Origin of the sequence: Pelagerythrobacter rhizovicinus (assembly GCF_004135625.1) — a bacterium.
GTDB lineage: Bacteria > Pseudomonadota > Alphaproteobacteria > Sphingomonadales > Sphingomonadaceae > Pelagerythrobacter > Pelagerythrobacter rhizovicinus.
Genome location: NZ_SDPV01000001.1, coordinates 215,634 through 234,394, shown reverse-complemented (window position 1 = coordinate 234,394; position 18,761 = coordinate 215,634). Strand labels below are relative to the sequence as shown.

17 protein-coding genes and 1 pseudogene are annotated in these 18,761 nt (G+C 65.7%); 4 read left to right on the top strand and 14 right to left on the bottom strand.

What is annotated here, in order from left to right:
* Window positions 1-17 precede the first annotated feature (17 nt).
* The 3 genes from ETX26_RS01230 (at window position 18) to ETX26_RS01220 (ending at window position 2,048) form a co-directional block, all read left to right on the top strand.
* Complete coding sequence (locus ETX26_RS01230) at window positions 18-518, top strand: hypothetical protein (RefSeq protein ID WP_129522900.1); 501 nt, start codon at window positions 18-20, stop codon at window positions 516-518.
* Between the two features lie 9 nt (window positions 519-527).
* Window positions 528-977, top strand: a complete 450-nt coding sequence (locus ETX26_RS01225; RefSeq protein ID WP_129522899.1) for a DUF421 domain-containing protein — start codon at window positions 528-530, stop codon at window positions 975-977.
* A gap of 201 nt (window positions 978-1,178) precedes the next feature.
* Complete coding sequence (locus ETX26_RS01220) at window positions 1,179-2,048, top strand: glucose 1-dehydrogenase (protein WP_129522898.1); 870 nt, start codon at window positions 1,179-1,181, stop codon at window positions 2,046-2,048.
* A gap of 51 nt (window positions 2,049-2,099) precedes the next feature.
* On the opposite strand, the gene ETX26_RS01215 is transcribed toward ETX26_RS01220, so the two are convergent.
* From ETX26_RS01215 to ETX26_RS01200, 4 genes are read right to left on the bottom strand one after another with little or no spacing between them, the layout of a single operon-like run.
* Window positions 2,100-2,378 (bottom strand): hypothetical protein, encoded by a 279-nt coding sequence (locus tag ETX26_RS01215; RefSeq protein WP_129522897.1) that lies wholly within the window; start codon window positions 2,376-2,378, stop codon window positions 2,100-2,102.
* The gene (locus ETX26_RS01210) at window positions 2,375-4,921 is read right to left on the bottom strand and encodes a cbb3-type cytochrome c oxidase subunit I (RefSeq protein WP_129522896.1); all 2,547 of its coding nucleotides are present in this window, start codon (window positions 4,919-4,921) and stop codon (window positions 2,375-2,377) included. The genes ETX26_RS01215 and ETX26_RS01210 overlap by 4 nt, the downstream gene beginning before the upstream one ends.
* On the bottom strand, window positions 4,918-5,952 hold the full coding sequence (locus ETX26_RS01205; RefSeq protein ID WP_129522895.1) for a cytochrome c oxidase subunit II: 1,035 nt from the start codon (window positions 5,950-5,952) through the stop codon (window positions 4,918-4,920). The genes ETX26_RS01210 and ETX26_RS01205 overlap by 4 nt, the downstream gene beginning before the upstream one ends.
* Complete coding sequence (locus ETX26_RS01200) at window positions 5,945-6,295, bottom strand: c-type cytochrome (RefSeq protein WP_225425447.1); 351 nt, start codon at window positions 6,293-6,295, stop codon at window positions 5,945-5,947. The genes ETX26_RS01205 and ETX26_RS01200 overlap by 8 nt, the downstream gene beginning before the upstream one ends.
* A 95-nt stretch (window positions 6,296-6,390) precedes the next feature.
* Here ETX26_RS01200 and ETX26_RS14570 point away from each other — a divergent pair.
* Window positions 6,391-6,957, top strand: a pseudogene (locus ETX26_RS14570) (c-type cytochrome); the annotation flags it as partial.
* 22 nt (window positions 6,958-6,979) lie between these two features.
* Here the strand turns inward: ETX26_RS14570 and ETX26_RS01190 are convergent.
* The 10 genes from ETX26_RS01190 to ETX26_RS01145 form a co-directional block, all read right to left on the bottom strand.
* Window positions 6,980-7,651, bottom strand: a complete 672-nt coding sequence (locus tag ETX26_RS01190) for a cytochrome b (protein ID WP_129522892.1) — start codon at window positions 7,649-7,651, stop codon at window positions 6,980-6,982.
* A complete protein-coding gene (locus tag ETX26_RS01185; RefSeq protein WP_129522891.1) occupies window positions 7,648-8,397 on the bottom strand; it encodes a cytochrome c oxidase assembly protein in 750 nt (249 codons plus the stop codon). The genes ETX26_RS01190 and ETX26_RS01185 overlap by 4 nt, the downstream gene beginning before the upstream one ends.
* A gap of 108 nt (window positions 8,398-8,505) precedes the next feature.
* Window positions 8,506-9,855 carry an MFS transporter gene (locus tag ETX26_RS01180; protein WP_129522890.1) on the bottom strand — a complete coding sequence of 450 codons (1,350 nt, stop codon included), beginning with the start codon at window positions 9,853-9,855 and terminating at the stop codon, window positions 8,506-8,508.
* Window positions 9,849-10,718 carry an SDR family NAD(P)-dependent oxidoreductase gene (locus ETX26_RS01175; RefSeq protein ID WP_129522889.1) on the bottom strand — a complete coding sequence of 290 codons (870 nt, stop codon included), beginning with the start codon at window positions 10,716-10,718 and terminating at the stop codon, window positions 9,849-9,851. The genes ETX26_RS01180 and ETX26_RS01175 overlap by 7 nt, the downstream gene beginning before the upstream one ends.
* Window positions 10,718-11,518: an acetoacetate decarboxylase family protein gene (locus ETX26_RS01170; protein WP_129522888.1), complete on the bottom strand. Its 801-nt coding sequence runs from the start codon at window positions 11,516-11,518 to the stop codon at window positions 10,718-10,720. The genes ETX26_RS01175 and ETX26_RS01170 overlap by 1 nt, the downstream gene beginning before the upstream one ends.
* Before the next feature lie 61 nt (window positions 11,519-11,579).
* Window positions 11,580-12,566, bottom strand: coding sequence for a Rieske 2Fe-2S domain-containing protein (locus ETX26_RS01165; RefSeq protein ID WP_129522887.1), 987 nt, complete (start codon window positions 12,564-12,566; stop codon window positions 11,580-11,582).
* A gap of 177 nt (window positions 12,567-12,743) precedes the next feature.
* Entirely contained in the window at window positions 12,744-13,649 is a 906-nt protein-coding gene (locus ETX26_RS01160; protein WP_129522886.1) for a LysR family transcriptional regulator, read from the bottom strand.
* Window positions 13,650-13,724: 75 nt separating this feature from the next.
* Window positions 13,725-14,918 (bottom strand): amidohydrolase family protein, encoded by a 1,194-nt coding sequence (locus ETX26_RS01155; protein ID WP_129522885.1) that lies wholly within the window; start codon window positions 14,916-14,918, stop codon window positions 13,725-13,727.
* Between the two features lie 118 nt (window positions 14,919-15,036).
* Window positions 15,037-16,260, bottom strand: coding sequence for an MFS transporter (locus tag ETX26_RS01150; RefSeq protein WP_225425569.1), 1,224 nt, complete (start codon window positions 16,258-16,260; stop codon window positions 15,037-15,039).
* Window positions 16,261-16,288: 28 nt separating this feature from the next.
* Window positions 16,289-18,619: a TonB-dependent receptor gene (locus ETX26_RS01145; RefSeq protein WP_225425446.1), complete on the bottom strand. Its 2,331-nt coding sequence runs from the start codon at window positions 18,617-18,619 to the stop codon at window positions 16,289-16,291.
* Window positions 18,620-18,761 lie beyond the last annotated feature (142 nt).

Here is an 18,761-nt window from a genome sequence, read left to right as displayed (position 1 = left end):
GCTTGGGGCACCCGGAGATGTCTTCCGATTCATCCGTCGACGTCGATGCAGACCGCCCGCTTCAGGAGCGGCACTGGGCGATCAGCCGGGTCTCATGGCTGATCATGCTCGCCCTGCTGCTGGTCGCTGCTCTGGGCCTTACCGGTAGCGGCGGCGTGCTTTCGCGGCAGCAGGCGACCGCCGGGGCGGCGGAGCTGGACGTTCCGCGCGTTTCACGGTGGGCGGCCGCCGACAATCTCGCTGTCAGGGTTCCGCAAGACACCACGGGCGATATCGAGATTACGGTCCCGAACGAGTTCGCAGAGATGTTCGCGATCGAGTCGATCGCGCCGCAGCCATCATCTGTCAGCGCCACACCGAACGGGCATCGCTATCAGTTCGAATCTTCGCCCGGCCCGGGCAAGCGAAGCATCGTCTTCTCCATTCGTGCCAGCCGGCCGTCGCTCCCCACGCACATCGGTCGCTTCGCGGTGAACGGCGAAACGACCGGCGAACTTCCCATCGTGGTCTTGCCATAGGAGGGGTGCATGGACAGCGTAATCAGAGGCATCGCACTCTATCTCCTGTTGCTGGTGATCATCCGCGTGTCCGGTCGGCGCACGATGGCGCAAGCTACGCCGTTCGATTTCGTGCTGCTCCTGATTGTCGCCGAGACGACGCAGCAGGCCCTGCTGGGCGACGACTTCTCGATCACCAATGCGGCGATCCTGATCGTCACGCTGTTTCTGCTCGATATCGGTCTTTCGTACGTCAAGCGATGGTCGCCCGCGGTATCGAAGGTAATCGACGGCCGGCCGACATTCCTGATTCATGACGGCAAGATCGACGAGCGGGCCCTGAGGAAGACCCGCATGGATACGGCGGACGTCATGGTGGCCGCTCGTGCTCAGCACGGGCTCGAGCGGCTCGACCAGGTCAAGCATGCCGTCCTCGAGAACGACGCCGGCATCACGATCATCCCGCGCTCCAGCGGGTGACAGGCCCGCCTGGTGGCGGATCGATTTGCTCCCGCGCCCTGCCGTGCTGTTCCTGCACGCCGGACAGCCCGGTCCATTTCGTTGAAGATGGAGCGCGCGCGACCTCGGATGGCTGATCATCTCTCCCGGAACGAGCGGCGGGGCGGCCCGTTCGAAGTGAAACGGCGCGCGCGCGCAAGCCATTTTCCCGAGGAGTAGTTCATGAACGAAACCGCATCCCAGGCGCCACGGCCTCCTCTGCCCGCACAGCAACAGCAGGTGCCCGGCACGACCGACGCCATGGACCCACGGCCCGATCACGGGGAGCACAGCTATCGCGGTTCCGGGCGTCTCGCCGGCAAGAAGACGATCATCACCGGCGGCGATAGCGGCATCGGGCGGGCGGTCGCGATCGCTTTCGCGCGCGAAGGCGCGGATGTCCTGATCTCCTATCTCAACGAGGACGAGGACGCGAAGGAGACCGCGCGCTGGGTCGAGGAGGCAGGCCGCAAAGCGGTGCTCGTGCCCGGCGACATCGGCTCGGCCGATCACTGCCGGACGATCGCGGACAAGGCCGCCGAACTGTTCGGGCGCATCGATGTCGTCGTCAACAACGCCGCCCATCAGATGACTTACGAAAAGGTGGAGGACATTCCCGACGAGGAATGGGAGAAGACCTTCGCGGTCAACGTCCACGCGATGTTCTATCTGGTGAAGGCGGTGCTGCCGCACATGGGCGAAGGCGGATCGATCATTAACACGACCTCGATCAATGCGGACATGCCGCGGCCGACCCTGCTCGCCTATGCAACCACCAAAGGCGCCATCCAGAATTTCACCGGCGGCCTCGCCCAGTTGCTCGGCGAGAACAAGATCCGGGTGAACTGCGTGGCGCCCGGGCCCGTCTGGACGCCGCTGATCCCCTCGACGATGCCGATCGAGCAGGTGAAGAACTTCGGCAAGGACACGCCTCTCGGCCGGCCCGCCCAGCCTGCCGAATTGGCACCCGTCTACGTGATGCTCGCGGCGGACGAGGCGAGCTATGTCTCGGGCGCCACCGTCGGGGTCACCGGCGGCAAGCCCATCCTCTAGAGCACTTCCCGGCCTGCTGTTCGAAACAGCGCCGGGACTGCTTGCCGCGCTTCAGCCGAACAGCGCCGGGAGCGTATCGAAGGCGGTTGCGAGCGCTGCGATGGCGATCGCCAGCCCGGCGGTCGTCCACAGCGAACGAACGCGGCGCCAACGCCACAGCCAGACGAGTGCGGCAAGGCCCGCAAGCGAGAGGAGAAGCCCGATGATCCGACCGGGCGCGGCGTCCGGAAAGATCACACTCGCAGCCCACTTGGCCATGAACTGCGCAGTCCAGATCGCGAGCGCGGCGACGGCAGCAAACCAGTCGATACAGTTGTCGAACCGGCTCATCCTGTCAGCCCCGGTACAAGCCGCGTCAGAACAGCGAATGCGAGGCCCTGCAGGGCTCCGAAACCGAGAAAGCGCGAGACGATATCCATCGTGGTGTTGAACGGCGGCCTGAGCAGGCCTCGCCCGCTACGCAGCCCCAGATAACCGGCCATGATCGCCCCCACCGCGACCGCCCCGCCCTGCAACACGACCATGGCGAACACGGTTGCGCCCTGGCCGCTGTTCGCCGGTGCGAGCCCCGCGGCGGTCCAGGTGGTCACGTCGAGCCAGCAGGCGGCCGCTGCCAGCGCCGAACTCGCCGCCGCCAACAGCCACGGCATCTGACCCGCGAACGTCCCTTCCTCGTGTCGAGCAAGCACGCGCCGCGCGCCCCAGGCGGCGAACAACGCCAGCAGGAGGAGAGCAAGGACGGCGCCGGTAGTCAGCAGCGGCGGAGCGGCAATCCAAACATCGGGATGAATTCCGTAGAGATAGAGATAGGCGAATCCCGCCATCACCCCCATCGTGCCGAGCACCGCCATCAAGGCGTTCAACGCCCACCAGCCATGACTTCGGGGTCCCGCGATCTGGATCGGCACCTCGATTCCGGCACCGATGTCGGCAATCCGCTTCCGGACCGGGCGGTCTGTCTCCCACAGCCAGCGCAGCGTCGCGAAGATGGCCACCGCCCCGCAAGTGAAACCAAAGACGTAGGCCTGCACCGTCAGCGACAGGAAGAAGCCTGCCGTGAAGACCGCAGCAGCGACGGGCCACGGCGATGGACCCGGCATGATCTCAAGATACTCCGGCTCTGCGTTCGCCGGCGAGGTGATGATGGTTTCGCGCAGACCTGTTACCGTGCCGGGCAGGAAGTAGCGCCCTTCCTTCACGTCACGGCAGAAATCCGGGTTGTGCCACAGCGGTTGGCGGCTGCGGATCATCGGAATGGACCGGACCGAGTAGAGACCCGTCGGCAACCACTCGATCGTACCCGCGTCGTAGACGTTGCCGACGCCCTTATCCACCGAGAAGCGGAAGCGCCGCGCGAGATCGAATACGAACAGCGCGACCCCGGCCGCGAACACGAACGCACCGATGGTCGAGATGAGGTTGAGCAGGTCGAAACCCCTGTCGGGCAGATAGGTGTAGACGCGCCGCGGCATCCCCATCAGACCTGTGAGATGCATCGGCAGGAACGCGATGTGAATGCCCGCGAACATCAATGCGAAGACCCACTTCCCGACCCGTTCGGACAGCGCATTCCGGCTCGTCACGCCGGCCCAGTGGTAGAATGCGGCGAACATCGGAAACACCATCCCGCCGATCAGCACGTAATGGAGGTGCGCGACGATGAAGTAGGTGTCGTGCGCCTGCCAGTCGAAGGGGACCATCGCCACCATCACCCCGGTGAGGCCGCCCATGGTGAAGACGAGCACGCTGCCGATCACGAACAGCGACACGGTGTTCCATCGGATGCGCCCGCTGGCGAGCGTCGCGATCCAGCAGAACACCTGAATGCCCGCCGGCAGGCTGACCGCCATGGATGCCGCCGAGAAATAGCCGGTCGCGACGCGCGGCATACCGGTCGCGAACATATGATGCGCCCAGACACCGAAGCTGATGAAGCCCGTGGCGACGAGTGCCAGGGCGTTGAGCCGGTAACCGACAAGCTCCTTCCGCACGACGGTGGTGGCCATCATACTCATCAGCCCGGCCGCAGGCAGGAAGATGATGTAGACCTCCGGATGCCCGAAGAACCAGAACAGGTGCTGCCATAGCAGTGGATCGCCGCCGCGCGTGGGATCGAAGAACGGCCAGTTGAACGCCCGCTCGAGCTCCAGCAGCAGGGTGCACAAGATCACCGAGGGAAACGCGAGAATGATCATGAAGGCGAAGACCAGCATCGCCCAGGCGAACATCGGCATCCGGTCGAGAGTCATGCCGGGCGCACGCGTGCGCAGCACGCCGACGATGATCTCGATCGCGCCAGCAATGGCCGAGATCTCGATGAAGCCGATCCCGAGCAGCCAGAAGTCGGCATTTATCCCCGGGGAGAACGCGATCGAGGTGAGCGGCGGATACATGAACCAGCCCCCATCAGGGGCGAGGCCGACGAACAGCGAGAAGAAGAACGAAATCCCGCCGATCGCATAGGCCCAGAAGGCGAAGGCGGACAGGCGCGGAAACGGCAGGTCGCGCGCGCCCAGCATCTGCGGCAGCAGCAGCACGCCGATCGCCTCGACCATCGGCACGGCGAAGAGGAACATCATCACCGTGCCGTGCATGGTGAAGACCTGGTTGTAGGTCTCCATCGGCACGATATCCTGTAGCGGTGCCGCCAGCTGCACCCGCATGACCAGCGCGAGAATCCCGGCGAGGATGAAGAACAGGAAAGCGACCGCCACGTACCAGAAGCCGACGTAGTTGTTGTTGACTTCCGTCAGCAGGCCCCAACCCCGAGGAACGCGCCAGGCCTTCTGCAGCTTCTCCAACTCGCCCTCCGGGCGCGGGCCGGTGGTGGGAAAGCGGTCGTAGAGCGCATGATCGAATCCGGTTTCGCTCACTTCTGGGCTTCCAGGAAAGCGGCGATATGGCCGAGTTCCTCGGCCGAGAGCCGGTCGTAGCTGGGCATGCGATTACCGGGCTTGATCGACTGGCTGTCGGCGACCCAGCCCATCATCGTGCCGCGGTGGTTGGGCAGGATGCCGGCGCCGAGGCTCAGCCGGGTACCGACGTGGGTGAGGTCGGGGCCGGCGAGGCCGTTCGCCTCTGTCCCCGCGATGCGATGGCAGGCGGCGCAGCCGGTATCGCGGAACAGCGCCCATCCGCGCGCCGGATCGTAGCGCTGCGGCTCTGCAGGGTCGCGCACGACTTCGCCGGGGCGCCCGGGGATCGCGCCGGCGGCGACGGGTTGCGCCTGCCGTGCGGCGCGCGCCGCGAGCCAGCGGTCGTAGTCGGCCTCCTCGTGAACTTCCGTCACGAACCCCATCAGGGCGTGCGGCCCGCCGCAGTATTCGGCGCAGACCCCGCCGAACCTTCCGGTTCGGCTCGCTTCCACCCGCAGCAGATTGATGCGTCCCGGGACCATGTCTTTCTTGCCTGAAAGGTGCGGCACCCAGAAACTGTGGATCACGTCGGCGGAGCGCAGTTCAAGCACGACGGGGCGGTCCAGCGGCAGGTGCAGTTCGTTCGCGTCGCGCACGATCACGCGGCCGGCCGAATCGAGATATTCGACGCGGAACCACCACATTTCGCCGGTGATCCGCACGCGTGCCTCGCGCCCCGTGATGGGCTCGGTCAACGACGTGGTAAGCGCAAGGCCCCAGACGAGCAGACCGGTGAGCACCACCGCGGGGAAGGCAATCCCGCCGATCCACACCGCCTTTTCGCCGCCCAGCTTCCTTCGCCAGCGTTCCGGCCCCTTGATCGCCACGTAGAGCGCCGCGATCACGACCCCGGTCACCGCCAGACCCATGATCAGCAAGCCCCAGGCAAGCGTGGTCACGCTGCTCGCATAGGGACCGGCCGGGTCGAGCACCGGCGGCGGCCATCCCCACAGCGCCTCCATTATGCCGGATGCCTGCCCCTTACTCATCCTTCATCCCGTAGAGATAGGCGGCCACGTCCTGCGCTTCGGCCGCGGTGATCGGCATAGCCGGCATGGTCGAGCCCGGCTTGGCGGCGGGCGCATCGCGGACGAAGGCGGCGAGGTTCGCCGGCGTGTTGGGCAAAGCGCCGGCAAGCAAGCCGGCATCGTCGAACCCTTCCAGCGAAGGTCCCGCTCGACCGCGCGGCCAGTCAACCCCCGGAATGACATGGCAGGAGCCACACGATACTCGCTCTATCACCGCCTTCCCTCGCTCGACCGCATCTGCGGATGGCGAGACGCGGTCATCGGGCGGCGGCTTGCATGCGGCCACCGTCAGCAAGATCGCCACCCCGACCTGCCGCAAAGTACGAGATCTGAACGTTGCATCGCGCTCCCCCATCAGAATGGGGAACCGTTCATGCCGGGCGCCGGTTCCTGCCCACGATGGGGAGAGTGAAAGACGCCATGTTCGCTACTGTCGCGGTGACGCTCGCCACGGGCTGTACCGACACCGCGCCCGTCACCGGCCCCTTCGAGCAGAGCGGCGAACTGATCGCGCTGTCGGGCGGCGATGCCGGTGCGGCCAATGCGTGCATCGCCTGCCACGGCCTTGACGGAGAAGGCGACGGCAAGCTTGTGCCGCGCCTGGCCGGCCTCGATCCGGGTTACTTCGTGCGCCAGCTCGAGCTCTACGACGTTGGGCAGCGCAGACACGCCGCGATGGAGGCGATCGCCGCCCGGCTGTCGTGGGATAACCGTCTCGCCGTGGCTAACCACTACGCGGACATGGCAGCGCCAGGCGCGCCGGGCACTCATGCGGCGGACTGCACGCCGCATGCTCGGCAACTCGTCTTCTCCGGCGATGCTTCCCGCAACCTGCCGGCTTGCACTACGTGCCACGGCGGCGATCTGGCAGGCGCGGGTTCCGGCGGGCCGCCGCTCGCGTGGCAGACCGCGGCTTACAACGAGAGCCAGTTGCGTGCCTGGCGCAGCGGCAGGCGCTACGGCGATCCCCAAGGGGCGATGGGCGAGGTCAGTCGCCTGTTGCACGAGCGGGAGCTTCGAGCTGTGGCGGCGTGTGTTTCGGCCCTGCCGGATGCACCTGGTCGTCGGGAACCTCGGGCAGCATCCCTTCGAGAACGTCGTCCCGATCCCAGAAGTGGTGCTTGATCGCAGCGACGGCGTGCGCCGGAACCAGCAGTGTCAGCAGGACCACGCCGGCCACATGGGCATCCTCGGCCGAATCGAGCAGCCACGTCCGCCATTCGGGCGTGAGGTCGGCAAACGGCATCGGCGGAACCTCGACGATCCCTGCCAGACTTAGCGGCATCGGGGGATCGATGGACGACCACATGATCCATCCCGTGAGGGGTAAGATCACGAACAAGGCATAGAAGAGGGCGTGCATCCCATGCGCCACCGTGGTCTTCCAACCCATCCGGTCCGCCGCGTTGATCGGGCCGGGCACCATCAGCCGCCAGAGCAGCCGGAGCGCCCCCAGCAACAGCAGCGTCAGCCCGACTTCACTGTGCAGGCGATACGCGTCGAGCTTATCGGCGCCGACGGGGTAGCGCTGCATCATCCAGCCGAACACGAGCTGGTATATGACGACGGCCGCCATGATCCAGTGGAACGCGACCCCCACCGGGGTGTAGCGGCCGCGGCTGCGGTGGTCTTCGGCCCATTCGGCGAGTGTTTCCCTCACCGCACCGGCTCGGCTGGCTGGTTGCCGAAAAGGCGCCGGAAGAGGATCGCCATCGCCGCCACCAGATAGACCAGCGAGCCCGGCGCCCACATTACCACGCCGCCGATCTGCTGATCTTCCAGTGCGGAGAGCCCCCAGGGCCGGGTCGTCAGCAGATGCGGCTCGTAGATCGCGTGCGGAGCGAAAGTCAGCAGTGCACCCAGCAGCCCCATGAGCACCATCGCTGCCAGCAGGGCCGCGACGCTCCCCGCCACGGGCGCGCGCGCGAGCTTTGCCCACCAGACGGCGGAGGAAAGCGCGATCGACAACTGCATCGTCCAGAACAGACCGTCATGCGAAAGGGCTGCGGCGTAGAGCGTCGGGACATGCCATGCCCAGAACACCAGCGCCTGAACGGCAGTCCACACCGCCAGCGAACCGCGTACGCGCAGCAGGGCTTCGCCCCACAACACGACCAGCAGAGGCGCCAGGACGAACACGAGCACCAGATGATGAACCACTCGAGCCGTGAACAGTGCCGCGCCCAGGGAGCAGAACGGCGAAACGAAGAGCACCAGCATTGCCAATACGAGGCCGGCAAAAGCGGCATCGCGTGTCCGATCCCGCGGTGCGAGCAGCACATGGGTCGCCGACGCTACCGCAATCGCGGCAAGCAGCCAGGGGTCCCAATTCCAGCGCGCGGCGAGTTCGGCCGGTTCGGGCGCGGAACCGCAATAAGTCAACCAGAACTGTGCCCTGCCAGCCATCAAGGATCACCCGCCGCGCCTCATACGTCTCTCAACGTCGGGCGCCGCGGGTGGTTTCGCGAAACCTTGGGACGCGGTTCGGGATTGCCCTTGCCGGCGGCCGGGCGGTCAGCTCGAGAGCTGTTCCACCGCCCGGCGGTAGTGCGGCAGCGCCGCGACCAGCATGACAAGGATCAGCGGCAGGGTCACGGCCCCGGTGATCGCGATCGAATATCGCAGCGCACCCTGATCGCCGAAACCGAAGTCCGTGATCGCCGCGATGACGCTGGCGCCCAGCCCCATCCCGAGCAGGTTGACCGCCAGCAGCGCGATGGCCGTGACCTGGCCCCGGAGCTGGTTCGGCGTCACGTCCTGGATCGCGGCGAGCATCACCCCTTGCGAGGCCTGCCCGATCAGCGTCCCCAGCCCCATCATCGCGAGCGCGAGCGTAGCCGTGGGCATCAGAGGGGCCAGGATCAGCGGAAAGCCCTTGAGCAGCGTCGAGAACAACACGATGCGCATATTCGCATCGGCCCGCCCTGAATGCATCAGCCGACCGGACAGCCATCCGCCGAACAAGGTCCCGATGGTGCCACACACGAGCATGACGCCACCGTAGTACATGCCCACTTCGCCCGGGCTCATCGCATAAGTCCGGATCAGGAACGTCGGGAACCACAGTGCCGTACCGATCGCCAGCAGCGCGATCAGCCCCAGCGAGCCGATCAGCGAGCCGAACAGCACCTTGCGCTGCATCACATAGTCGAAGCCCTCGCGCAGCGTGCTGCGCTGCGCCAACTCCTTCGCCAGTTCCTGGCGCGGCGGCTCCCGAATCAGGAGCATTGCCGCCGCGACCAGGATACCGGGAGCGGCGACGCACAGGAACACCGCCTGCCATGGCTCGAAGTCGCCGAGGAGCGGCAGAATAAGGCCGCCCTGCTTCGTGAAATGGGTAATCAGCCAGCCGCCGATCAGGAGCGCCAGCCCCCCACCGATCGGATAGCCGATCGCATAGAAGCTGATCGCCAGCGCCCGCCGCTTGCGTTCGAAGTAGTCGCTGATCAGCGAGTAGGCGGTCGGGCTGAGCGTCGCTTCGCCCACGCCCACTCCGACGCGCGCAATGAATAGGCCGACGAAGCTACTGGCGAAGCCGCACATCGCCGTCATCAGCGACCAGAACAGCACGCCCCAGAAGATCAGCATCGAACGACGCTTCGCGCGATCGACGTAGCGGCCGATGGGGAGCGCCGCCATGGAATAGAGGATCGAGAAGGCGAAGCCCTGCAGCAGCCCCATCTCGAAGTCCGTAAGGCCGAGGTCGTTCTGGATCGGCTCGACCATCAATGTCAGCACGCGGGCGTCGATCGCGCTGAAGCAATAACCCACGAACAGGATCGCGACGACAAGCCAACGGAAAGCGCCGCCCCGGCGCGGGGCGGCGTTCTCCTCTGCCACCATGGCAGGCGACGCGGTTACCATGCGGAGGGCGGGTCCTGGCGGGCCAGGATCTGCTCGGTGCGGGTCGCGATCATCCTGTCGCCGTCCGGGTTCTCGGGAATCAGCCAGAATCGCCCCGACTTGACACCCGCGAGGGCGAATTCGGCGACTTCCTCCGGCTCGGTCAGCTTCATCTGCAAGCCCGTGGTCTTCAGCAAATCGTCCATCGTGCGGTAAGCGACCTTCTTCTGATCTTCGTTGTCGACGTATTGCGCAGGGCGGACTTCACCCGAAGCGAGAATGCCCGTGTTCACCGTGTGCGGCCCGGGGAACAGGATCGCGGCCCGCAGCTTGCCGCCCTCGCGCAGCAACTGCTGGTGCAGCACTTCGGATATGCTCGTGACCGCCGCCTTGGTCGCCGCGTAGATCGGCGTGTTGGGCAGCGAACGGAGCCCGCCGTTGGTGGAGGAGGTGTTGATCACCACCCCCTCCTCCCCCGCCGCGAGCATCCGCGGGACGAAGGCAGCGATCCCGTGCACGACGCCGAGGACGTTGACGTCGAGCCCCCAGCGCCAATCGCTCATGGGGATGTCCCACATCTTCTTGGCCGCCTCGCCCAGACCGACCCCTGCGTTGTTGAACAGCAGGTGGACGGTCGGAAACTCAGCGAAGACTTTCGCCGCCAGCGCGCGAACATCTTCTTCACGGGTGATGTCGCATGCGATGCCGAGCACCCGACCGCTGCCGGCACTCTCGATCGCGCTGCGCGTCGCCTCGATCCGCTTGGGGTCGATGTCGACGATCACGACATGCGCGCCCTGCTCCGCAAGCTGGGTGCAGATACACTTTCCGACGCCGCTGGCCCCGCCGGTAACGACCGCTACGCGGCCCGAGAAATCCTGCATCAGGCCGCCTTTCGCTGGCCGAGTTCGATGCCGGCGTTGCGCGGCTCGTCCATCCGGCCGACCCAGTGCGGCGCGATCCACTCGCCCGGAACCTTGCGCAGAAGCTGACCACCGGTTGCCGTGCCGCCTTCGACGTACTGCATGTCGACGAGCTTGCGGACCGGAATGTCGGCGAGCGGGTCCCACGGCGATTCACGCAGCGTGATCGTACCGTTCATCGCGCGGCGGTCGGTGTACTTGCGCTGCCAGTTCAGGCGGGTGAGGAACACGTCCCCGTCGAACTCGCCCGGCGTGGTGATCGAGGGCAGCCCCTTGTAGCAGAAGATGTGCTCCTCGAACTCGAGCGGCTCGTCGATCTTGTCGCCGATCGTGCCTTCGATCTCGAAATAGGGGATGCCGTGGCGCGTGCAGGTGGCGCGAATGCGGTCGCCGTCACGCTCGAAATGGGTCTCGGCGATCTTCTTCGGTTCGCCATAGCGTTCACGGCCGGAGGTGACGACGCTCTCGCCCTCCATCGCCATGTGGAAGCAGTAGGCGCCCGGGGCACCCTCATACGTGCAGGGAACGGTCGCGGTGAGCGCGCCGATCTCGATGGTCTCGTCCTCGCTCCGGTGCATGGCGACGTGGACCATCTGAAGCCAGATCTCCGGCCGCTCGAGCGCTTCGAGCGGGCGCGGCAGCAGGGCATCGATCACCTCGCGGTCTGTCTCGTAGGTCGCGCGGATGCCGTAGACGGTGTTGCGCAGCATGCCGGCCCCACGGTTATCGCTCGGACCCTCGACATAGCGGAGCCTGGACATAAGACTTCTCCTCTCGTTCGTTCTTTTCGACAATTTGCGGCGATGCCTGGCGGCACCGCGCCTATTCGGCGGCGACGCTCAGCCGGCCGCCTTCCGGACCTTCGGCATAGAACTGCTCGAAATACCGGCGGAAACGCAGGATCGGGCCGTCGCCATCGCACAAGTAAGGCTGCGCGCGATGGATCTTGTGCTCCCAGATCGGAATGTCGCCTTCGACGCCCTTCTGTCCGCAGGTATTGGCGATCGCTTCCTGGATCGCCTTTTCCTCCATCGAGCCGGGCTCGACCTTGGGATGGGTGAAGCAGAAGCGCAGCTCGACATCGTCCGCCTCGACCGGGGTGGCGAGAACCAGCAGGCTCAGTTCGACCAGACCCTTGAGCCGGGTGAACTTCTGCCCCGCGCCGTTCTGCACTGTCTCGACCGAATAGGGGACCTGCTTCATCTCGCCCGAGGGGAGCGGGATCGTGCGGTGCCCGCGCGCGACCGAGCGGCGGCGAACGCCGTCATAGGTGGTCTCGCCCTCGGGCACGGCATCCATCGAATGGACGTAGGCGAAGTGGGCGACATCCACCCCGTTTTCGGCGATCTCCTGCGGATTGCTCGCGAAGCGCCATTCCCGCTTGGTGGGCTCGGCCCATTCCGGATCGACGAACTCGGGATAGTCGAGGACGTCGAACTCCGGCGCCACATCGTCAGGGTGATACCAGGCCCAGATGACGCCGGACTTCTCGGAAACCGGATAAGGCTTCGCCAGCGGCTCGCGCTTGGCCTTTGGCGGAAAGGCCTTGGCATAGGGAATCTTCGAGCAGAACCCGTCGGGCCGGAATTGCCACGCATGGAACGGGCAGCGGATCGAATCCCCTTCGACCGTTCCGCCGTGCCCGAGGTGCGCACCCAAGTGCGGACAATAGGCGTCGAGCAGCCCCGCCTCGCCCTCCTCGTTGCGGAACAGGACGAGATCGCGGCCGAAATAGTGGAGCGGCTTCACGTCGCCCACCTTGAGGTCCGACGAATAGCCCACGCAGAACCAGCCGAATGGGATGGGCATGGGGAAACGATCCACCTGGGGCACGATCACTTATCCTCTCTCTTGTCCGGTGCTGTGCGCCCGTGGGACGCACTCACCCGTCTCTTCGTTGAAGGCAGAATAACCGCTGGGTTCCGGTGTGGAAGGCTTCGGTCGCGCACTCTTCGTGCATGTGGGCGAACAATCGCGCGGAATCGATCAGTAGCGCGCCGCCAGCTTGGCCGCGAGCGAGGGACGAACCTTCTCTCGGTTCACGTAGCGCACGAGGAAGTCGATGAATGCGCGGGTGGAGGCGGCCATGATCCCCGGCGAGTAGACGACCCAGCACTCGCGGTCGAAATAGGCCCATTCTTCCTCGAGCGCGAGCACCGTGCCATCGGCCAGTCCCTGCCGCATGATGGTGATCGGCAGGCTGGCTATGCCGATCCCTTGCCGCACCGCGCTGCGCAGCGAGATGCCGCTGTTGCTGCGCCAGCGCGGGGAAACCTTGACCTCGACATCGTCGTTGAACCGCATCGTCGCGGTGAGGTCGGTCAGGCAGTCGTGGTTGCGCAGGTCGGCGGGCTTGGAGGGCCACCCCTTGCGCTCGACATAGTCGGGCGAGGCGCAGAGGCAGTACGAAAGGTACCCGAACATGCGCGCGCGGAGGTTCGAGCTCGGCAGATTGCCGTAGCGGATGACGACGTCGTACTGCTCCTGCGAGATCTCGTTCTCGTCGAGATAGGCGATCGCCTCGATGACGACGGCCGGGTTCTCGCGGCTGAATTCGGCCAGCATCATCGACATGAAGTCGGAACCGAAGATGTCGCTGAGGCCGACGCGCAGGCGCCCGACGGGCTCGGAGCTGTAGCGCGCGACCCGGCGCTCCACTTGCTCGAGCCGGTCCTGCAGCTCGGAGCATTCGGTGTAGAAGCTCTTGCCCGCGCCCGTCAGCGACAGCCGGCGAGTGGTGCGCACGAGAAGCTGCACGCCCAGGCGCTGCTCCAGTTCCTGCACGGTCTTGCTGACGAAGGATTTGGAGACGCCGAGCTTCTCGCCGGCAGCGGTGAAGCTGCCGTGGCGTACCACCGCCAGAAATTCCTCGATGCCGCGCCAGTTAGACATGCGTTCTCCCGTGCGGCGACGCTTAGCATCGCCGCCCGGGAAAACAATCGGTCCGGACTTGGTGGCCAGCTTGGCTTACTCGGCCGCTTCCTTGATGAACGATTCGCGCCGCGGGCCGATCTTCGCGGCGATGTCCCACAGCGCCTTCTCGTCGAGATCGTAGACCTCGAGTGCGTTGGTCCCGAGCATCTTCTGGATATCGTCGTCGGGCAGGCCGCCGAGGCTGGCGAACATCTTTTCCGCGGTGTTCGGCCAGGTGCCCTCCGGATGCGGATAGTCCGTGCCCCAGAGGATCCGGTCGATGCCGATGTCGTAGTACGACTGGGTCGTTTCCTCGTCCGGCAACGCGGAGCAGCCGACCCACACGTTGCGGGCGAAGTACTCGCTCGGCTTCATGCTCATATTGGCGTAGTAGTCGCCGAGCTTGCCGCTCGTGTGCTTGGCCGAAGCGCGGATATCCATGAGCTGCATGATCCAGGGGAACCAGAACTCGCCGCCGGCCTCGGTGAAGCAGACCTTGAGCTTCGGATACTCCTCGAACACGCCGCCGAAGGTCATGCCCCAGAGCGGACGGGTCATCCAGAAGGCGAATTCGCACAGATAGGTGCCGATCCAGCCCGGCTGGGTGGTGTCGTAGGCCGGCGAGGCGCCCGAGTGGAAGTGCAGCGGGAGGTTCATCTCCTCCAGCATCGCCCACACCTTGTGATACTTGGTGTGGTTGTACATGTCATAGCCCTCGGTGAATGAGGGGAAGAACACGCCCTTCAGGCCGTTCTCGGCCGCCCAGCGGATCTCCTTCATGGTCTCGTCGAGATCGTAGAGCGCGGGGATGACGGCGAGGCCGATGCGGCGATGCGGGTCGTCCTGGCAGAATTCGGCCAGCCAGCGGTTATGCGCGCGAGCGCCGGCCCACTGGAGTTCGGCCCGATCGGCGCTGGGGCGCAGGCCGATGTCGGCGCCGAACGGCGGCGCGTTGCGCTCCGTGATGCCGTCGGGGAACAGGACCTCGGCCGCAACGCCGTCGCCATCGAGAATGCGATTGCGGATCGTGCCGTCCCATGCGCCTTCGAGCCCGTCGCCGACCTTCGCGCGCCACTTGTTGTTGAAGTCGTCGATCAGGAAGCGCTTCTCGTGCTCCTCGCGCGCCTTGATCTCCTTCTGCACGGTCTCGTCGAACAGCTCGTGATACTTGCTGTCGAGGTACTCGCGATAGCGTTCCGGCGGCAGGCCCACATGTCCGTCGGAGGAAATTACCAGATAGCGATCCATTGATCCTTCTCCACAATCCGTGCCGCGCTTTGGCAGGCGCGCGCATTCATCGTTCGAAATCAGAGCCAGAGGATAAAGCCGCGCCCGGCCAGCGATAAAGCGCCCCGCAGCAAACTGTTTATCGCTCGCGAAAGACAATAGGCCCTGCTGCCAGCGCACCGACGCCGAGCATCAGCAAGCCGATCGCAAGGGCGAACGGCGCCCCCGCCCAGCTTTCGTAGGCTGCCGCTGCGACCACTGGCGGGAGCATGATCGAAGCTCCGGCGATGAACGACGTTGCCGAGGCGATCGCCACTTGCTCCGCGTCGGTGCCGCCCAGCGATGCTGCGGCGCTGAACCCCGGCCGCGCCTGACCGTAGCCGAAGCAGGCGACGACGAATCCGGCCGAAGCGGCCAGCTCGCCGGGATCGAGAAGCGCGATCAGGTTGCCCACGAGCGACAATGCCGTTCCGATCAGCATCATCCGCATCGGCACCGGCCGCATGATCCGCGGCAGGCCCCATTGCGCCACCAGCGCCATTGCCGCGCCTAAGGTCATCGTCACGCCGATCCGGTCTTGCGCCACGAGCGGACCCGCTTGCACCCGGTCGAGCATGACGAAGCCGATCGTATAGAGGTTGATCGCCTGCGCGCTGCAAAGCAGCAGCCCGAAGCTGAGCGCAGGCCCGCTCCCGCGTCCGCGCCAGACAGCGAGGATCGAGTTGTCCGAACCCGTGCGCGCCTGCGAAGGGGCCGCGGCATCCGCTCCGCGCGGCAGGAAGACGTAGGTCCCCGCGAGCGCCAGGGCCCCAAGCACAGCGAACAGCACCATCGGCCCGGTGAGCCCGAAGGGCTCGACGATCGCAAACGGCGCCACCGCAGGCCCGACGATCGTGCCGAGGCTCAGCGCCCCCGCAAGCCCGGTGAGCACGCGCGTGCGCTGCTCCCCCGCGGTCGCATGCGCTATCAGCGACTGGGTCGCGATCGACGAGGCGGAGCCGAGAAAGCCGAACACCGCGCGCAGGACGAAGAAGCCAAGAAAGCATGCGAACGGCGTGATCAGTCCGGCCAGCCCGAACGCGACCGCACCGCCGCAGCCCGCCATCGACAGCAGAAAGCCGACCAGCCCCGCACGGATGTAGCGGTTCGGCCCCGCGTCTGCGACATGGCGGGTCCAGAACGGCGAACTGACCGCCCAGGTCAGCGCCGACAGCGAGAACACGCTCGCGACGAGATAGTCGGGCATGCCCACCGCCCGCCCGATCGTCGGCATGACGGAGACCAGCCCGATATTGCCGATCGCCGTCAGGAAAGTGACGACGCCGAGAAAAGCGAAGACGTGCCGCCCACGTGTGAACGGCACGTCTTCCAACGTCAGCTCCTTTGCCGGATCAGAACTTGACGCGCGCTTCGACGCCGGCCGACAGCGGCTCGCCGAACTGTCCGACGGTCAGGACCGACAGGTTGATGGCGCTGACGAGATATTCCTTGTCCGTCAGGTTCTTGCCCCAAGCCGCCACTTCCAGCGTCGAGCCGTTGCCGAGTTCGATGTCGGTCAGCGCGATCCGCGCATTCAGCAGCCCGTACGAAGGCATCTTCGACAAGGGGTCGGCGACGATGCTGGCATACTGCGACGAGCGCCACGAGTAGTTCGCGCTCGTCTCCAGCGTTGCGAAGCCGACGTCGGCCTGATGAACCGCGCCGAGCTGCCAGTTCCACTCGGGCACCCGCGACAGCACGTATTCGTCAGTCACGTCGGTCCCGTCCGGCAGAACGAAGTCGGTGTAGCGCGCATCGACATAGCCACCGCCGAAGTTGATCGTCAGCGAGTCGACCGGGCGCAGCGCACCGTCGATCTCGAAGCCCGTGAACTGGGCCTCGCCTGCGTTGATGATGTTCGTGGTGACCAGCGTCGGCACGAACACGCCGGCCTGGAAGTCCTTGTAGATCGAGTGATAGACCGCCGCGTTGATCTGCACGCCCCCGTTCCACCCGGCGTACTTGAGACCGGCTTCGTACGAGGTCAGGTTCTCCGGATCGTACGGCGTCAGGAACGCCGCATTGGTCGCCGCGGTGTCGTTGATGCCGCCGCTCTTGAAGCCCGTGGCATAGCGCGCATAGACCGAGAAGCTCGGCTGTATCTTGTACAGGATGTTGAATTCAGGCGTGAACTTCTTCCACGTTCCGCTGTTGGTCAGCGGAATGAGGTCGGTGTAGCCGATGCCTCCGGCCCCCGGCCGTGCGCCTGCCGCAGGCTGGCCGCTGCGGGTGACCGGATTGCCGTTTTCGTCGCGCACGAAGACACCCGAGCTCGGGCTCGCCGGATTGGCCGCGTAGGCCGAGTTCGCCAGCAGCAGTTCGTAAGCCGATTTCTCCTCGTGGCTATAGCGCGCGCCGGCCGACAGAGTCAGGCGGCCGTCGAGCGCCGACGGCGTCCACGCAAGCTGCCCGTAGCCGGCGTAGGACTTGCTCTCGCCGCCCCGCTCGGAAATGTCGAACACCTCGTTGCCGCCGAACTGGAAGTTCCAGCGCGGGTTGTACACGTCGTAGTTGTCGTCGAGATAGAAGAACCCGAGCGTGTACTTGAAGTCGCCGACGGTCCCGAGCGCCTGCACTTCCTGCGTGAACTGCTCGTAGTCGTTGTTGAGCGTGAAGCGCAGCAGGTCGATCGGCGAGCCGTCAAAGTCGCTCATCGAGCGGGTCCTCGCCGTCCGCCGCGCCGTGATCGACTTCAGCGTGAGATCGCCCAGACCCGGCTCCCACTGGAGCGTGAGCGCGTGGCCAGTGGTCTCGAAGTCGCTCTGCAGGGCGCTGTTGGAGCCGGTCGTGCGGGTTCGCCCATTAACCACGTACGGCGCCAAGAGGCCATTGATGAAGGCAACGGGCCCGGCGCCCGTCACCGCCAGCAGGGCAAGCTGGCTCGGCGTGCCTTTGCTGTTGGAGATGTCGTAGCTGTAGAGCGCGCTGAAGCGGTCAACCGGCTGCCACTGCAGGTCGACCCGCCCGGCCCACAGATCCTGCTCGCCAAAATTCTCGCCCGTGGCGGAGTTACGGTAGTACCCGCCGTACTGCTTGGTCACGCCGCTCAGCTTGATGCTGAAACCGGCGACCTCGGGAAGGTCGACCACCATCTTGCCCACGAAATTGTCGTAGGTTCCGTAGCTGGCCGACACCTGTCCGCCGAACTCGCCGCTCGGCTTCTGGGTGATGAGGTTCACCGCGCCGCCGATGGTGTTCTTGCCGTAAAGCGTTCCCTGCGGGCCACGCAGGACTTCGACCCGTTCCAGATCGACGATATCGAATGCGGCGCCGGTCGATTTCCCGATCGGCACGCCGTCGATGTAGAGGCCCACGGGTTGGTCGCGCGCGAGGCTGGTGTCTGCCGAGGGGGACAGCCCGCGGATCGTGATCAGCGGGCCGTAGGTGTTGCCGATCGTCTCGTTGATCTGGATGTTCGGCACGACCGTGGCGATGTCGCTGACCGTGCGGACCTGGGCGCGGTCGAGCGCGGCCTGGTTGACGGCGCTGACCGAGATCGGAACGTCGACCAGCCGCTCCTCGCGGCGCTGCGCGGTGACCACGATCTCGTCGCCGCCGGCTGCAGGCGCGCTGGCGGTTTCCGCTTCCTCCGGCGCGGCCGCCGTGTCCTGGGCCGCCGCGAGCGCGGGTAAGCATGCGAATGCCGATGCCGCGAGCATCAGCGCCGTCTTCGTGCGTTTCATGAAAACCTCTCCCTTGTCGTGCACGCATTCGCGCACAGCTTTTGTCGATGACGATAGTCGGCCACACGCAATCGATAAGCCGGACAGCGTGGCCACACTGTCCTTGAAGGTGGCGAATGCCGGGACCGGCGAGAGCGGAAGA

Excerpts from the sequence above, each read along its gene's own strand:
- ETX26_RS01225 (WP_129522899.1), top strand. The coding sequence starts at position 528 with ATGGACAGCGTAATCAGAGGCATCGCACTCTATCTCCTGTTGCTGGTG.
- ETX26_RS01145 (WP_225425446.1), bottom strand. The coding sequence starts at position 18,619 with ATGAAACGCACGAAGACGGCGCTGATGCTCGCGGCATCGGCATTCGCA.
- ETX26_RS01155 (WP_129522885.1), bottom strand. The coding sequence starts at position 14,918 with ATGGATCGCTATCTGGTAATTTCCTCCGACGGACATGTGGGCCTGCCG.
- ETX26_RS01165 (WP_129522887.1), bottom strand. The coding sequence starts at position 12,566 with ATGCCCATCCCATTCGGCTGGTTCTGCGTGGGCTATTCGTCGGACCTC.
- ETX26_RS01205 (WP_129522895.1), bottom strand. The coding sequence starts at position 5,952 with ATGAGTAAGGGGCAGGCATCCGGCATAATGGAGGCGCTGTGGGGATGG.
- ETX26_RS01220 (WP_129522898.1), top strand. The coding sequence starts at position 1,179 with ATGAACGAAACCGCATCCCAGGCGCCACGGCCTCCTCTGCCCGCACAG.
- ETX26_RS01180 (WP_129522890.1), bottom strand. The coding sequence starts at position 9,855 with ATGGTAACCGCGTCGCCTGCCATGGTGGCAGAGGAGAACGCCGCCCCG.
- ETX26_RS01160 (WP_129522886.1), bottom strand. The coding sequence starts at position 13,649 with ATGTCTAACTGGCGCGGCATCGAGGAATTTCTGGCGGTGGTACGCCAC.
- ETX26_RS01170 (WP_129522888.1), bottom strand. The coding sequence starts at position 11,518 with ATGTCCAGGCTCCGCTATGTCGAGGGTCCGAGCGATAACCGTGGGGCC.
- ETX26_RS01215 (WP_129522897.1), bottom strand. The coding sequence starts at position 2,378 with ATGAGCCGGTTCGACAACTGTATCGACTGGTTTGCTGCCGTCGCCGCG.
- ETX26_RS01185 (WP_129522891.1), bottom strand. The coding sequence starts at position 8,397 with ATGGCTGGCAGGGCACAGTTCTGGTTGACTTATTGCGGTTCCGCGCCC.
- ETX26_RS01175 (WP_129522889.1), bottom strand. The coding sequence starts at position 10,718 with ATGCAGGATTTCTCGGGCCGCGTAGCGGTCGTTACCGGCGGGGCCAGC.
- ETX26_RS01230 (WP_129522900.1), top strand. The coding sequence starts at position 18 with ATGTCTTCCGATTCATCCGTCGACGTCGATGCAGACCGCCCGCTTCAG.